General features: G+C 58.8%; 14 protein-coding genes and 1 pseudogene. 3 read left to right on the top strand and 12 right to left on the bottom strand.

What is annotated here, in order from left to right; genetic code table 11:
• Positions 1–76: 76 nt before the first annotated feature.
• From rsd to NTD86_RS05640, 8 genes and pseudogenes are all read right to left on the bottom strand, one after another.
• A complete protein-coding gene (rsd, locus tag NTD86_RS05675) occupies positions 77–547 on the bottom strand; it encodes a sigma D regulator (protein WP_262201172.1) in 471 nt (156 codons plus the stop codon).
• 195 nt (positions 548–742) lie between these two features.
• On the bottom strand, positions 743–1,264 hold the full coding sequence (locus tag NTD86_RS05670; RefSeq protein ID WP_262201171.1) for a disulfide bond formation protein B: 522 nt from the start codon (positions 1,262–1,264) through the stop codon (positions 743–745).
• Positions 1,265–1,489: 225 nt separating this feature from the next.
• Positions 1,490–2,716 (bottom strand): heme biosynthesis protein HemY, encoded by a 1,227-nt coding sequence (locus tag NTD86_RS05665; RefSeq protein WP_262201169.1) that lies wholly within the window; start codon positions 2,714–2,716, stop codon positions 1,490–1,492.
• Entirely contained in the window at positions 2,713–3,840 is a 1,128-nt protein-coding gene (locus NTD86_RS05660) for a uroporphyrinogen-III C-methyltransferase (RefSeq protein ID WP_262201168.1), read from the bottom strand. Before NTD86_RS05660 ends, NTD86_RS05665 begins: the two co-directional genes overlap by 4 nt.
• A 16-nt stretch (positions 3,841–3,856) precedes the next feature.
• Positions 3,857–4,624: a uroporphyrinogen-III synthase gene (locus NTD86_RS05655; RefSeq protein WP_262201167.1), complete on the bottom strand. Its 768-nt coding sequence runs from the start codon at positions 4,622–4,624 to the stop codon at positions 3,857–3,859.
• The gene (gene hemC / locus NTD86_RS05650) at positions 4,621–5,562 is read right to left on the bottom strand and encodes a hydroxymethylbilane synthase (protein ID WP_262201166.1); all 942 of its coding nucleotides are present in this window, start codon (positions 5,560–5,562) and stop codon (positions 4,621–4,623) included. Before hemC ends, NTD86_RS05655 begins: the two co-directional genes overlap by 4 nt.
• Before the next feature lie 128 nt (positions 5,563–5,690).
• Positions 5,691–6,437, bottom strand: a complete 747-nt coding sequence (locus tag NTD86_RS05645; RefSeq protein ID WP_262201165.1) for a LytR/AlgR family response regulator transcription factor — start codon at positions 6,435–6,437, stop codon at positions 5,691–5,693.
• A pseudogene (locus NTD86_RS05640) lies at positions 6,434–6,559 on the bottom strand (sensor histidine kinase); the annotation flags it as partial. The pseudogene NTD86_RS05640 and the gene NTD86_RS05645, both read right to left, overlap by 4 nt.
• 272 nt (positions 6,560–6,831) lie before the next feature.
• On the opposite strand from NTD86_RS05640, the gene argH reads away from it, so the two are divergent.
• Positions 6,832–8,226 carry an argininosuccinate lyase gene (gene argH, locus NTD86_RS05635; protein ID WP_262201164.1) on the top strand — a complete coding sequence of 465 codons (1,395 nt, stop codon included), beginning with the start codon at positions 6,832–6,834 and terminating at the stop codon, positions 8,224–8,226.
• 100 nt (positions 8,227–8,326) lie between these two features.
• On the opposite strand, the gene NTD86_RS05630 is transcribed toward argH, so the two are convergent.
• Positions 8,327–8,986: a glutathione S-transferase family protein gene (locus NTD86_RS05630; RefSeq protein ID WP_262201163.1), complete on the bottom strand. Its 660-nt coding sequence runs from the start codon at positions 8,984–8,986 to the stop codon at positions 8,327–8,329.
• A gap of 124 nt (positions 8,987–9,110) precedes the next feature.
• On the opposite strand from NTD86_RS05630, the gene NTD86_RS05625 reads away from it, so the two are divergent.
• Positions 9,111–9,395 carry a hypothetical protein gene (locus NTD86_RS05625; RefSeq protein WP_262201162.1) on the top strand — a complete coding sequence of 95 codons (285 nt, stop codon included), beginning with the start codon at positions 9,111–9,113 and terminating at the stop codon, positions 9,393–9,395.
• A gap of 8 nt (positions 9,396–9,403) precedes the next feature.
• Here NTD86_RS05625 and dibA read toward each other — a convergent pair whose 3' ends face one another.
• Positions 9,404–11,326: a phosphodiesterase DibA gene (dibA, locus tag NTD86_RS05620; protein WP_262201161.1), complete on the bottom strand. Its 1,923-nt coding sequence runs from the start codon at positions 11,324–11,326 to the stop codon at positions 9,404–9,406.
• A gap of 148 nt (positions 11,327–11,474) precedes the next feature.
• On the opposite strand from dibA, the gene desA reads away from it, so the two are divergent.
• On the top strand, positions 11,475–12,659 hold the full coding sequence (gene desA / locus NTD86_RS05615; protein WP_262201160.1) for a delta-9 fatty acid desaturase DesA: 1,185 nt from the start codon (positions 11,475–11,477) through the stop codon (positions 12,657–12,659).
• A 108-nt stretch (positions 12,660–12,767) separates the two neighbouring features.
• Here the strand turns inward: desA and NTD86_RS05610 are convergent, their stop codons facing one another.
• Together NTD86_RS05610 and gabT are read right to left on the bottom strand one after the other, a co-directional pair.
• Positions 12,768–13,991, bottom strand: a complete 1,224-nt coding sequence (locus NTD86_RS05610; RefSeq protein ID WP_262201158.1) for a response regulator — start codon at positions 13,989–13,991, stop codon at positions 12,768–12,770.
• Between the two features lie 143 nt (positions 13,992–14,134).
• Entirely contained in the window at positions 14,135–15,418 is a 1,284-nt protein-coding gene (gabT, locus tag NTD86_RS05605) for a 4-aminobutyrate--2-oxoglutarate transaminase (RefSeq protein ID WP_262201156.1), read from the bottom strand.
• Between the last annotated feature and the right edge of the window lie 119 nt (positions 15,419–15,537).

Here is a 15,537-nt window from a genome sequence, read left to right as displayed (position 1 = left end):
CGCCGCGCCCCGCCCCCCCTTATTAACACACCCCCCCCCCCCCCCCCCCCCCCCCCCGCTCCTACAGGTTGGGGCCTCAGGCCTGGACGGCTTCTTTGTGTTTGTGCGCGCTGTGCAGCACTTCGATCAGGCAGTCTTCAAGCTCAAAGCGCTCATCGAGCAAGGCTCCCAGTGTCTTGAATTCCTGGGCGAGTTTTTCGCAATCGGGGCGATGGGCTTTACCGTCGCAATGGTCGTTAAAGGCCAAGGCCGCTTCGGTAATGACATTGATGCGAGGGTAGATGGTCTCGGCTAATGCGAGCCCGCGCTCATCATTGAACGCTTTGGCTTCCGCGTTGAGCTGCTCGTAAATGCCAAAGTGCCCTGCCGATACGTAATCAACCAGCAGTCGGCAAAACTCTTTTTGAGGCCCGCGCTTGGGGTTGTTCTGTTGATCTATGACCGCCACGTAAGCTTTTACAAGGTCACGACGCTCATTCAACCAGCGGTCTACCAACTGATGAACCCCATTGAAGCGTTCCTGAGCACTCTTACATCTTTCGAGCATGATGATCTCTCTTCCCTAATGGGCCCCTGCCAGTCAGCGTGAGCCGGGCCTGTGCGGGCCAAACCTGTGCGGATACACCGACAGTGAGCGACATAACTCCAACAATGCGTGCGGGCCAGATTATGCCCGCCGAGCAACTGCTTCAAGGTACGCACGAGAGAAAGTTCATACAAGCGTTTAATACAACGTGCTACTTCACGTCGCAGGATGCGGCTTTTTGCCAAGCAATCCAGAACGCCGCCACTGCAGCAGGCTCAGCACTGCCAAACCCGCAAACGCCAGCATGCTCAGTTCGGGAATGCTCAGGTCAAAGAGAGTCCACTGGATTTGCGCACAGGCTTGTGTACCGCGGTAGACCGACATGAACAGTTCGCTCAGTGACAGGTTGTTCCACAGGTGGGCCAGGCTTGGCTGGCAGATCATCAATTGCTCTGGCGGAAAGCGCTGTGTGAGCACTTGCATGGTTGCACTGGCCAACCCGGCCAGCGCCAGCAGCAGGGCGAGCAATGAGTAAACCCGCACGCCGACGGAACGCGGCGCATGGACGAAGGCGATGAGGTTGACAGCGCAAAAAGCCAACATCAAATAACGTTGCACAAGGCACAGCAAACACGGGGTCAGCCCGAGCCCGCACTCCAGATACACAGTGGCACCCAGCACCAAGGCGCTGGCCAGAAAAGCCACAAAAAATATGAAACGTGAGCAGGCCAAAAACATGGCTTTTCCGTAACAAATAGACAGACAGTTACGGTAGAGGAAAGCCATTCCCCCTTTCAAGGCCGGCCAATACGGATACTTCCGTAAGCCTGTAGGGAATCACCAACTGCTACTGAAAGACCTTGGAGAAAACAACGTGGGATGTTTCTTTTAGCGAAAAAAAACACTGTGGGCCACTGTGAAAGCTGCCAACGGCAACACTCACAGTGGCGCTCATGCAGCGCTCTATTGCGGTAAAGGCAGTGCCAGCAGACGCTCATCCAGCAAGTTCAGGCCTTCCTGAAACAACTGGTTGCTGCGAGCTGTGTCACCCAGCTGCGCCAAGAGCCGTGCAAGCTCTGCGCACGTCTCCGGATTACGCTCAAGCTTGAGGCTGCCTTCAAGGTAGTCCCGAGCTTTGCCCCACAGACTGTTCTGCAAACACAAGCGGCCCAGGGTCAGCAGCAAACTGGCGTCCGCCGGGTGCGCCTTGAGCCACCCTTCTGCGGTGTGCAACTGCTTGGCCGGATCGCTGCCACGCAGCAAGCCATAGAGACGCACCAGATGGGTGTCGTATTGACGTTTGAGGGCACCGCGCACCACTTCTTCAGCCTCGGACTGCGCGCCCAATTGGCGCAGTTGTTCGGCATAGGCCAATACCAGCGTCGGCTCCTGACGCTGTGCCGAGGTCAGTTGCTGCCATGCCAGTGTCAACGCTTGCAGACGACCCTCGCCTTCAGTCTCCCGTTGCGCCGCCAGCCCCAGGTTTTGGCCCCAGGCACGGCGCTCAAGTTCAGCCAGCTCCTGAGCCGGTAGCACTTTGTCTTTACGCAACTCAGGCAGTAAACGAATCAGGGCGCCCCAATCGCCGCGCTGTTGATGCAGGCGCTGCAGTTGACGAAGCACTTGCACGTTGTGCGGATGGCGCTCGTGCATCGCTTGCAGGGTGTTGAGAGCGCCTTCGGTGTCTGCGCGATCAACTTGCAGTTGCGCATGGCTCAGCGCAATTGCCAATTCCGCCTGCGGCTGACGCTCTAGCGCACGTTCGAGCAGGCTGTCGCTCTCTTCATAACGCCCCAGTTCGTTGGCCGCACGAGCCGCCCCCAGGTAGTGCAGCAACGGCTGACGCTCGGCTTCTGCAGCACGGGTCAGGTGCTTTTGTGCGCTGGCCCAGCGGCCTTCGGCGAGGTCCATCTGGCCGTGCTCGATCGCCAGTTGAGTCCGACGGCTGCGATTACGGCGTGACCACGGATTGACCAGCCCGGTCGAGACGCTGAACAACTCGACCAGCAGCTTGATACCCCAGATCACCAGCCACAGGATCACCAGCACCGCCAGGGAAGCCCACAGGCTGGATTCGTAGCGGAAGTTTTTGTAGGCCACCAATACGTAGCCTGCGTCCTCGGAGATTGCCAGGCCGATGCACGCCGCGGCTGCAATCAACAAGAACACAATCACATACAGACGCTTCATGGGCTGGTCTCCTGCGCAGGTTTGGCAGCCGCACGCCCTGGCTCGTCCGCCTCGACATGACGGCGCTCAAGGTAGGCCTGCATTGCACTCAGGGCGCCTGCAAGGTCAGGCGTCTTGACCGTGACCGGTTGCTTGCTCAGCTCAACCACTTGCTCCAGCATCTTTTTACTTTGCGCGTTGTCTTGGTTGAAGTTGCCTTCGAGCACCTCTTGAGCCTGGGACAGCGCCTGGGTATAGACCGATGCCTGACCGTTAAGCGCAGCCCATTGCGCCTGCTCCAAGGCCAGGCTCAATGCCAGTCGCACTTGTGTCAGGCTTTGCCCGGCCAGCAGCGGACGCACGTTTTTGTCGGCGTTGAAGTCGATACGGATGTAGTGCGAAATTTCGTCCCACCACTGCTCCCAGCGGCTGGCGCCATCGCCGTCGGCGGTCAGGCCCAGCAATGACTCGCCCGAATCCTTGAACTCAGGCGCCAGCGCGGTGAGCTGCGACACTTGATCACGCAAAGCCCCCAACTGCAGGAACAACCCCGTGCGGTCCGGCTGCTCAACACTGCGCATGGCCGCCAGGCTCTTGGCCAATTGCTCGCGGGCAGCGAAGGAGCCCGGATCGTTCTGCTCGCGCAAAATGTCATCCGCGCCCTGCACCAATGCCTGAGCGCTGCTGACGTCTTGTAGCGCCGACAAGCGCAGGCTGGCCAGGCGCAACAAGTGCTCGGCCTCGGCCAGGCGCCAGTCTTTGCGGCTCGCCCCCAGTACCGTCTCAAGACGCTGATTCAAGCGTTGCTGGTCGCCTTGCAGTTGCACCACCAATTGCCGCTGGTTATCCAGATCGTTGGCCGACGGCAACTGATTGAACCGGGTCAGCAACTGCTGCTCGCTCTGTTTGATCGACAGAGTCTGCGCGCCCAGCGCCTGGACTTCAGCCAGTTGCTCGGCCGTGCTGGTTTCCAGGTGGCGGACCTGCCACACACCCCAACCGCCCACCGCAATACCGGCAGCGCCCAGCAACAGTGCAAACGCGGCCAGGCCATTGCCGCGACGCTCAGGCTTGATGACAGGCTTTTCAACCGGCGCCTCGGGCGCGGGCTGCACGTGTTCTTTTGGCAAGACTGTTTCGCTCACGTATCCATCCTTTGCGTTAGAAAGCAGGTACGGGCTGTGCCCGTAGCGCCGCCAGCAAAGCCGCGGCGCTCGCGCCACGACAATCCACAACGTTTTTGGCCCCGGCATCGCGTGCTATTTGCGCAACGCGAGGGCTTGGAACAAACAATGTCATACCGCTCAGTTGCGGCCAGGCATCACCTGCCAACTGGCGCAAATGTGCGAACCCCTGTCCACTGCTGACCACCAGAGCGTTCAGGCGTTCCGCTTTTACGCGTTGAGGCAGTGTTTCAGGCGGGTAAGACGGCAACGACCGACGATACAGCTCAAGGTAGTCGACCTGTGCGCCGAGGTGACGCAGACGCTCGGCGAGCAGTTCGCGACCGCCCTCGCCCCGCATGATCAGTACCTTGGGCACATCACAGGCCACGGCCTGGGCGAAGGCCGGCAAAGCCAGCAAGGCCTCGCTGTCATCGGCAGATAGAGGGTAGCTAACATCGAGGCCATGATCGGCGAGAATCTGCGCGGTTGCGGCGCCCACACTGAACCACTTCTGCACAGGCGCTTGCGGCCAGTACAGGCGGACCCATTCAAGGCCCAGGCGCGCAGCTGGCTTGCTGACCACGATGACCGCGCAATAGCGATCCAGGTGGGCAATGACCTCGCGCTGGTCATCGCTCAATGCCAGCGGCTCGATAGTCAGCAGCGGGAGGCGGCTGCTGAACACTCCGGCGTCCGCCAACTCGCTCGCAAGCGCCGCCGACTCTTCAGTGGGGCGGGTCAGCAACAGGCGCCAGCCTGTCACTCGTGCCCCGCCTCGCCGTAGACCGCCTTGAGGATTTCTCCAGCGCCTTGCGCCAGCAAGTCTTCAGCGACTTGTACCCCCAACGCAGTGGCCGCACTGTGCGCTGCGCGCGCCTGGGCGCTCAACAACACACCACCATTAGGCTCGCCGACCAGGCCGCGCAGCCAGATCTGCTCACCTTCGAGCACGGCATAACAGGCGATCGGCACCTGACAGCCACCATTGAGGTGTTTGTTGAGGGCTCGCTCTGCGGTCACCCGCACCGCCGTTTCGGCGTGGTGCAGCGGCGCCAGCAAGGCATGAATTTCGCTGTCAGCGCTGCGGCATTCAATGCCCACGGCGCCCTGGCCACCGGCCGGCAGGCTGTCTTCAACGCTGATCGCCGAGGTAATGCGGTCTTCAAAGCCCAAGCGGATCAGGCCTGCTGCCGCCAGGATGATGGCGTCGTACTCCCCGGCATCGAGCTTGGCCAGGCGCGTGTTGACGTTGCCGCGTAAAAAGCGGATCTCAAGATCAGGGCGACGGGTCAGCAACTGGGCCTGGCGGCGCAGGCTCGATGTGCCCACCACGCTGCCAGGCGGCAACGCTTCAAGGCTGGCGAAGGTATTGGAAACAAAGGCATCGCGCGGGTCTTCGCGCTCGCAAATGCAGAACAGACCGAGGCCTTCGGGGAAGTCCATCGGTACGTCCTTCATGGAGTGCACGGCGATGTCAGCTTCGTTTTCGAGCAGGGCGGTTTCCAGCTCTTTGACGAACAGGCCCTTGCCGCCGATTTTGGACAACGGCGAGTCCAGCAGCTTGTCGCCACGACTGACCATCGGTACCAGCGTCACCACAAGACCTGGGTGAGCCTGCTCCAAACGGGCTTTGACGTATTCGGCCTGCCACAGAGCCAGGGCGCTTTTACGGGTAGCGATGCGGATTTCGCGAGAGGACATGGATCAATCCGTACTGAAAAGATACGGCCGATAATAACAGCTCAGCCCAAACAGCTTTGACTTGTATCTGAAAGTACGTGGCCTCCCGTTCCCGAAACCGCCCCCCGTGCGCTATTTACCGAAGCGCTCTAAAGCTGCTGCATCATTTTTCGCACGCCCGCCACATGGCGCCGGCTCACAATCAGCGCATCACCGTTAAGCCCCTTGAGGAACAACTGGAAGTGCCCCAGCGGGGTACGTTGCAGGCGTTCGATACGATCACGCGCGACCAGCGCGTTACGGTGGATGCGCACAAAGCGCTCCCCGAATTCGTCTTCAAGGGCTTTGAGCGGCTCATCGAGCAGGACTTCGCCACCCTCGTGACGCAAGGTCACGTATTTATGGTCGGCGATGAAATAAATCACTTTGTCGATGGGGATCAGCTCAATGCCTTTTCGGGTTCTGGCACTGATGTGGGTGCGCGGGCCACTGCCCGTCTGGGCCGCCGGGCGAGTCAACGCTGCCAGTTGCACACGATTAGGTCGATGCGCGTCTTTCAAGGCCGCAGTGAGGGCCTCAGCGCTGACCGGCTTGAGCACATGGCTGACGCCGCTGTCTTGCAGCGCCTGCACGGAAAACTCGTCAGGCGCCACACAAAACACCACAGCGGGTGGCAGTTCTCGCTCGCATAATTTGGCTGCTACCTGCAATCCATCGAGCCCCGGCATCTGGATGTCGAGCAGTACGACATCCGGCTTCAGGCTTTCGATCAGGCTCAGAGCCTCTTCGCCATGAGTCGCGGCGGGCTCCAGCAGCGTATAACCCCCAACAGCAGTAAGCAAACGGCTCAAGTGCTCTCGGGCCAAGGTTTCGTCATCAACGATCAGGACATTCATATAGCGCTGTATTCCTGCGTGAGTCTCGCACAAGGATAGCGTAGACAGGTGAAGTGACGGCTGTCACGGCGATCCACGCTAAGACTAGCGCGAAGGCCAAAAAGTGCCGCAAGTCGCACAGCAAAATTCACCTGTGTCTGTTGCTCGATTTAATACCGGATGAGTCCAACAAGCTACAAAGACCTGCAAAGACCTGCAAAGACTGATCCATATGACCAACTGTAGACGGTTGCCAAGACGAATGGGGCCAATCCATACATTTCGTCCAGGTATTTTGTTTATACCTCAATTGCGTGAAAACCTGCCGACCTGCGTCAACGCCTTGAATGGCAACCCTGTTATGATCCGCAGTAACTTTTTATGTACTCACCCTCAGCCGATTACGAGCGAATCCATGAGCACCGACAAGACCAACCAGTCCTGGGGCGGCCGCTTCAGCGAACCCGTCGACGCCTTCGTTGCGCGCTTCACTGCTTCCGTCACCTTTGACCAGCGCCTTTATCGCCACGACATCATGGGCTCTGTGGCCCACGCCACCATGCTGGCCAAGGTCGGCGTGCTGACCGATGCCGAACGCGACAGCATCATCGACGGCCTGAAAACCATCCAGGGTGAAATCGAAGCCGGCACGTTTGACTGGCGTGTCGATCTGGAAGACGTGCACATGAACATCGAAGCGCGTCTGACAGACCGTATCGGTGTTACCGGTAAGAAATTACACACCGGCCGTAGCCGTAACGATCAGGTCGCTACTGATATTCGCCTGTGGCTGCGAGACGAAATCGACATCATCGTGGCTGAAATCACACGCCTGCAAAAAGGCCTGCTGGAGCAAGCCGAACGTGAAGCCGAGACCATCATGCCGGGCTTCACACACCTGCAAACCGCCCAGCCGGTGACGTTCGGTCACCACATGCTGGCCTGGTTTGAAATGCTCAGCCGCGACTACGAGCGTCTCGTCGACTGCCGCAAGCGCACCAATCGCATGCCATTGGGCAGCGCGGCACTGGCGGGCACGACCTACCCGATCGACCGTGAGCTGACCGCTCAACTGCTGGGCTTCGACGCCGTGGGCGGCAACTCGCTGGACAATGTGTCGGATCGCGATTTCGCCATCGAATTCTGCGCTGCCGCCAGCATCGCGATGATGCACCTGTCGCGCTTCTCCGAAGAGCTGGTGCTGTGGACCAGTGCACAATTTCAGTTCATTGACCTGCCTGACCGCTTCTGCACCGGCAGCTCGATTATGCCGCAAAAGAAAAACCCTGACGTGCCCGAGCTGGTACGCGGCAAAAGCGGCCGTGTGTTCGGTGCCCTGATGGGCTTGCTGACCTTGATGAAAGGCCAGCCATTGGCCTACAACAAGGACAACCAGGAAGACAAAGAGCCGCTGTTCGACGCTGCCGATACCCTGCGTGACTCGCTGCGTGCCTTTGCCGACATGATCCCGGCGATCAAGCCAAAGCACGCGATCATGCGTGAAGCGGCGCTGCGCGGGTTCTCGACCGCTACCGACCTGGCCGACTACCTGGTGCGCCGTGGCCTGCCATTCCGTGACTGCCACGAAATCGTGGGCCATGCCGTGAAGTACGGCGTGGAAACCGGCAAAGACCTGGCCGAAATGAGCCTTGAAGAACTGCGCCAGTTCAGCGATCAGATCGAAGAGGACGTGTTCGCAGTGTTGACCCTGGAAGGCTCGGTCAATGCGCGTAACCACATCGGCGGCACAGCGCCGGCTCAGGTTAAAGCGGCAGTGGTTCGCGGCAAGGCGTTGTTGGCCAGCCGTTAAACACATCTGCTCCCTGTAGGAGCGAGCTTGTCTCGCGATCTTTTAAGGTCAAAAGTTCGCGAGGCCAGCTCGTTCCTACAGGCCGGATGCCTTGGCGCTCTTATTTTTTGCTGCTAATCCATGCCAAAAATTGCGGCATGGCAGCGTCTTTGTCTGCAGCGATCTTCTGGACATGCGGGTTTTGCTCAAGGTGTTGCAACAGCGCCTTGGCGGCTGGCAGCTCGGCCAACAGGTCCAGACCAAAGACTTTATGACCGACCGCGCAGGCCAGGTTGACGCTGTAGGCGAAGTAAATATCTGCAATGCTCAGCGTTTGACCCGCGACATAAGGCGCGAATTTACCGTGGCGCGCCAGTGACTCAATGCCGTGCAGCAATTCAGCCTTGGCTTTGGTCTTGATCGCCTCGGGGACTTGCGCACCGAAGAACGCTTCAGCGTAGCAAGCCCGAGCCGGCAGCTCGATGTACAGCTCGATTTCCTTGGCGATAGCCAGCACTTGAGCCCGCTCGAAAGCATCGCTCGGCAGCAGCTTGGGCCCCGGCTGGGTCTGTTCGATGTAATCGAGGATAACGCTGGTTTCGTTGATGTATCCCTGCTCGACACCCAGCACCGGCACTTTGCCGCAAGGGCTAACGACGAGGGCCTCCGGCGTTTTTCCAGCAAAAAACGCGACCTCTTCAAAAGGCACGCCCTTTTCCAGCAGCGCCAGCTTGACCATGTTGTAGTAGTTACTGACCGCGAATCCATAAAGCTTGAGCATTACAAAGCCTCCAGGCCATGTTGGGGTTGGCAGCAGGTGTTATAGAGCTTCTGCACAACGCTGACCAGCAGCATCATTAAGGTGAATACAGCTAAACTGCGGCCTTAACTTAAGGAGCCTGCCCATGAGCGAGCCAACTGACATCGACAACGACGAAGAAGAATTCACCGAATCGACGCTGATCCAGGCGATTGAAAACCAGATTGAGAGCGACAACCCGCCTGCCGCCAAAGCCACGTTCAACAAGCTGACCCTGGTCGGTTACGAGCGTGATGAGATCTTGAACTTGATGGCCCACGTACTGGCCATCGAAATTGACGCGATGCTCGATGAGGACCGCGCCTTTGATACGCAGTGGTACGAAACAGCTCTGCGCGCGCTGCCCGAGTTGCCGCCCGAGAAGCAGTAAACCCGGCCTCAGGCGCGAATGACAGGCGCTCGTTGCCAGTCCAGTTCACTGGCCGGCATCGGGCGGCCAAACCAGTAGCCCTGGCCCAGATCGCAGTGGTAGTCGAGCAGGAACTGCGCCTGCTCGACGTGTTCAATGCCTTCGGCGTGCACCTGCAAGCCCATGCTTTGGGACAATGCGATGACCGCCCGGACAATCGCCACGTCGTCATTGTCTTGTGGCAACCCGGCGACAAAGCCCTGGTCGACCTTGAGCTTCTGCACAGGCAATTGCTTGAGGCGCAGCAAAGAGGAAAAGCCGGTTCCAAAATCATCAATCGCCAGTCGCAAGCCCAGCGCGCGCAGACGGTGCATCTGCTCCAGCGCACCTTGGGAGTCTTCCATCACCGCACTTTCAGTGACTTCCAACTCCAACAGGGCCGGGTCCAGGCCTGTATCGGTCAGCACGGTTGAAACCAGCGTGTAAAGCTCCGGACGGGCAAAAAGACGGCTGGAGATATTCACCGCCACAAACGACAAATTCACGCCTGCCGACTGCCATTGGCACATTTGCCAGCACGCCTGCTCCAAGACCCAGGCATCAATTTCCGCAATCAGGCCGGTCCGTTCAGCGATCGGAATAAATTCCCCCGGCGGTACCAGACCGCGTATCGGGTGCTGCCAGCGCACCAGCGCCTCAACGCCGATCAGACGGCTGGTTTTGAGGTCATGCACCGGCTGGTAATACACCCGCAGTTCGCGCTGCTCCAACGCCCGGCGCAAGTCACTGGCCACCTCGATCCGGTTCAGCGCGTGTACGGTCAGCTCTTCGGTGTACAACGCGTAGCCTTCACGCCCCGCACTCTTGGCCTTGAAGAGTGCCGAGTCGGCGTTGCGCAACAATTGCTCGGCATTCAGTGCATCGCCCGGGAACACACTGATGCCGACACTGGCACTGACAAACAGTTGATGCGTGTTCACCTCAAACGCGGCCTTCATGGCTTCCAGCACGTGTTGCGCCAGCACTTCGGCCTGACTGGCCTTGGAGCAGTTCTCGATCAGCACGGCAAACTCGTCGCCGCCCAATCTGGCCACCGTATAGCCTTTGCCGAAAATACTCTGCAAACGCCCGCCGACCGCCTTGAGCAGCAGATCGCCAACATTGTGGCCAAGGCTATCGTTAATAATTTTGAAATGATCAAGGTCGATCATCAGCAAGGCGCAGCCTGTCTTGTGACGCTGCGCGGTGGTCAATGCCTGTTCGGTACGGTCGGTGAACAGCAGGCGATTGGGCAAGTCCGTCAGCGGGTCATGGTGGACCAGCCGCGCCAGTTCGGTCTGTGACTTCTTGATCGCCGAAATATCCGTGAACACTGCGACATAGTGGGTGAGTTGACCTTTGCTGTCGGTTATCGCCCGCACGGTTTGCCATTGCGGGTAGATCTCACCGTTTTTGCGGCGGTTCCAGATCTCGCCGTGCCAGTCGCCGGTGTCCTGCAAAGACTTGAAAACTGCTTTATAAAACTCAAGATCATGATGGCCAGACTTGAACATGTTGGGCCGTTTGCCCAACACCTCCTCGACCGTATATCCGGTGATTTCAACCAACGCACGATTCACATGCACAATCAGACCATTGCGGTCGGTGACCAGTACGCCTTCGCGGGTGCAGTCAAAAACCGCCGCCGCTTGACGCAGACGCTCGCGATCCTGGCGTTGACGTTTCAAGCTGGCCCCACCGCCCAGAAAGCTCAGCAAGCGGGCCCGGGCGACAAAGATCAGGACGGCGCTGACAAACACCCAAACATAGCCATTGATGAGTTGCCAGTGCGCCAACTGTGCCGAATCATCAAAAAAACTGCTCAATAAATGATCAGTCATTTGCAGCCAGACTACCGATAACAGCCCGTAAAGCAAGGCTGCACGCAAGGCATCGCGAGAAGAAACCGACATGAGAAAGTTATAGCGCCTACAAAAAAGGGAGAATTATAGTGTAAGAAACATCCAGCCACTCTTATCTGAAAGGGCGACTGGTTTTAAATGTCTGCATGGTGATAATGCGTGTTGCAGTTTTTTCATCTTCCCGAGGGCCAAACAGCCTATGTGGTACAACGGTTTACTTGACTTGTCAGCCTGGCAACTGGTTGCAGTCACCCTGTTGATGACCCACGTGACCATTATCGGTGTCACGGTTTATCTACATCGCTACTCAGCTCACCGCTCACTCGAACTCAACGGTGGCCTGAAACATTTCTTCCGCTTCTGGCTGTGGCTCACCACCGCTCAGAACACCCGTGAGTGGACTGCCATCCACCGCAAACACCACGCAAAATGTGAAACCGCAGATGACCCGCACAGCCCGGTCGTCAAAGGGTTATCGACCGTTTTGCGAAAAGGTGCAGAGCTGTATCGCGAAGAAGCACGAAATCCTGAAACGTTGCGTATTTACGGCAAGAACTGCCCTGAAGACTGGATCGAGCGCAATCTTTATTCGCGCTATAAGCTTCTGGGCGTGGCCCTGATGCTGGCGATTGATCTGCTGCTGTTCGGCGCCATCGGCCTGACGATCTGGGCCGTGCAGATGATGTGGATCCCGGTGTGGGCGGCGGGCGTGGTAAACGGCTTGGGCCATGCCGTGGGTTATCGCAACTTTGAGTGCCGCGATGCCGCGACCAATCTGGTGCCGTGGGGCATCATCATTGGCGGTGAAGAACTGCACAACAACCACCACACCTACCCCAACTCGGCCAAGCTATCCGTCAAGAAATGGGAGTTCGACCTGGGCTGGGCCTGGATCAAGGTATTCAGCTTTCTGCGTCTGGCCAAGGTTCAGCGGGTTGCGCCCATCGCCCATCGGGTCGAAGGCAAAGGCAGCCTGGACATGGACACCGCGATGGCGATCCTCAACAACCGTTTCCAGATCATGGCGCAGTACCGCAAGCTGGTGATCGCACCGCTGGTGCAGCAAGAACTGGCCAAGGTCGATCACTCGGTTCGCCATCAGTTCCGCCGTGCCAAGCGTTTGCTTTCGCGGGAAACCAGCCTGCTTGAAGAGCGCCATCACCAGCGCATCGAGACCCTGCTGGAGCACAGCCACTCACTCAAAGTGATCTATGAGAAGCGCCTGGCGCTGCAACAGATCTGGATCAAGACCAGCACCAATGGCCACGACATGCTGGCCGCCATCAAGGACTGGGTTCACGAAGCCGAAGCCAGCGGGATTCAATCGCTGCGTGAATTTGCCAAACAGCTGAAGACTTACTCGCTGCGCCCTGCGGCGGTGTAAGAGCGGTTACAGGCAGCGATTACTCTGTAGTCGCTGCCAAGGCAAGAATGGGTTACGAAGCGACCCCAAAGGTCCGCCCTACAACCCACATCGCAGCCTAGCTCCTCGTCAGCGACTACATACCTTGCTTACCAACCGCGACAACTCTGCAGTCCCGACCCGCAGCAAACGCGCGGTCTTGCTGTTAGCCAGTGCCTCCAGGCCTTCTTCTGACTCCAGAACAGCCAACTGCCCCGCCAGGTTCATGACCAGTGCTTCACGCGAATACACCCCGCCGCCCAGGTGATACACCGCCGCGATCAGCTCGCGCAGCTCCAGCGGCAAGCGCCAGCGTGTGCGCAACGCGGAGCCGAAGGCGGCCCCGAACTCGACCAGCGACTCGTCAATCACCTGCGTATCCAGTTCGCCACCCGCCTGCTGCCACTCCTGCAAGCAGCGCAACACGGCCAGGTCGCCCAAGCGATACAGCAAACCCGCGCAGTAGCAACGCGCCTGATCCAGATTCAGCATGCCCGCCAGCGTGCGCCCATAGTCTGCCGCTCGCAGCGACACAGCCCACTGGTGTTCGGCGTAGGCCGCCAGACGCGGGTCACTCAATTGCGCGCTGTGCTTGAGCGTCAGCCCTTGCACCAGGTTCATGCTTTGAGCCGGGCCTAACCGCTGCAAGGCGTGGGCCAGCGTCTGGGCGGGCCGTGCGAGGTGTTGTGCCGCGCTGTTGGCCGCGGCTATCAGCACCGCGGTGATTTGCGGGTCCTTGCGTACTTCCTGCTCCAGCGACGCCAGATTGAGCCCTTCAGGGCTCAAGCTACGTTTGACCGCCGCCCGCGCATCTACCCACAACGGAGCACCGTCTGAAGACTCCCGGCGCTGCGTCAGAAAACTTTTGAGCGTCATGCCAGGGGCCAGTGCCGGAATGTCACATAACACCTCCTGCCCTTCACTCAGCAGCAGGCCCTGCAACCGTTTGGTCAGCCCGTTCAAGTCCAGCGGTTTGGTCAGGTAAGCGGTCGGCGCCAACGGCAAGGCTTCGCGCACACTGGCGCTGTCATTCCGGCTGCTCAATAAAATGAACGGTAACGCGGGGCTGCGACGGCGTTGGCGCACACTGCGCAAAATGTCCAGGCCACTGACGCCCGGAAGGTCCCGGTCGGAGATCACCAGGTCATAACTTTTTTGGCTCAGCAGCAGGAGCGCTTGCTGACCTTCACCACAGACATCCAACTGCGCGTCACACCGTACGCTCAACACCACTTGCTTAAGCAAGTCGCGAGACCACGGATCGGCCTCGGCAATCAATACGCTCGGTACTACGGATAAATCTACAACAGCCATTCAATTTGCTCCCAGCGCAATGCCTGCACCTTAAGACAAAGGCAACGCGTGGATATAGAAAAATCACATTTTTGGATCGTCCAAACCAAAAAAAACCGCCGAAGCGGTTTTTTTGTCTATCGAGTCACATCTTCACTGCCAGCTTATGCCAGCTCAGCGAAGCACTCTTCAAGAATGGCCAAGCCCTTGTCCAGTTGCTCGTCCGGTGCAGTCAACGGCACCAGAACACGCAGAACGTTGCCGTAAGGGCCGCACGACAGCAGGATCAGACCTTTGTCACGCGCCTTAGCAACCACTTGAGCCACTGCCGCTGCGTTTGGCTTATGGGAGTCGCCGCCTTCGAACAGCTCAACCGCGATCATGGAGCCCAGCGCACGAACGTCGCCGATCACCGGGTACTTGGCCTGGATAGCCTTGAGGCCCGACACCAGACGCTCACCCACCGCGTTGGAGCGATCCAGCAGTTTCTCTTCTTCAAACACTTCCAGTACAGCCAAAGCAGCCGCACAGGCAATCGGGCTACCGGCATAGGTGCCGCCCAGGCCGCCTGGAGCAATGGCGTCCATCAGTTCAGCCTTGCCGCACACACCGGCCAGCGGGAAGCCGCCAGCGATGGATTTAGCAAAAGTGGTCAGGTCAGCAGTTACGCCCATCTGTTCCATGGCGAAGAAGGTGCCAGTACGGCCAGCGCCTGTTTGTACTTCGTCAGCGATCAGCAGGATGCCGTGTTTGTCGCACAGTTCGCGCAGGCGAGCCATGAACGCTTTCGGCGCCACGTAGAAACCACCTTCGCCCTGAACGGGCTCGATGATGATCGCAGCGATATCTTTAGGCTCGGCATCGTTTTTGAAGATGCGCTCGATGCTGGCGATGGAATCGTCAACGCTCACGCCATGCAGTTCGCATGGGTACAGAGCGCGGAACACGCCGCCTGGCATCAGGCCCATGCCGGCCGAGTAAGGCACGACTTTACCGGTCAGGCCCAGGGTCATCATGGTACGACCGTGGTAGGCGCCGGTGAACGCAATCACGCCAGCACGACCAGTGGCTGCACGCGCTACCTTGATGGCGTTTTCAACGGCTTCAGAACCGGTGGTCACCAGCAGGGTCTTCTTGTCGAAGTTGCCAGGTACCTTGGCGTTGATTTTTTCGCACAGTTCTACGTACGGCTCGTAAGCCAGTACCTGGAAGCAGGTGTGGCTCAGCTTGGTCAGTTGCTCTTGTACGGCAGCAACGATTTTCGGGTGCAGGTGACCGGTGTTCAGTACCGCGATACCGCCCGCGAAGTCGATGAATTCACGACCTTCAACGTCAGTCACGGTCGCGTTTTTAGCCGACTCGGCGAAAATCTGGTGAATCTGGCCAACGCCGCGCGGGACAGCGGCTTCACGGCGTTTCATCAAAGATGCGTTGGTCTTGTTGCTCATGGTGTTCCTCATTCGCCGTTTATCTAACGGCGTGGTTCAAGGCTGACGCGCCTGGGAAGCACCGATGCCAGCATGCGATGATCGACTGGCATGGCGCACCCGGCCACAAAAAATTACAG

It is taken from the genome of Pseudomonas sp. 7P_10.2_Bac1 (assembly GCF_025465935.1).
GTDB lineage: Bacteria > Pseudomonadota > Gammaproteobacteria > Pseudomonadales > Pseudomonadaceae > Aquipseudomonas.
The sequence above is the reverse complement of the archived record's forward strand: the minus strand, read 5'-3'. Positions and strand labels throughout refer to the sequence as shown.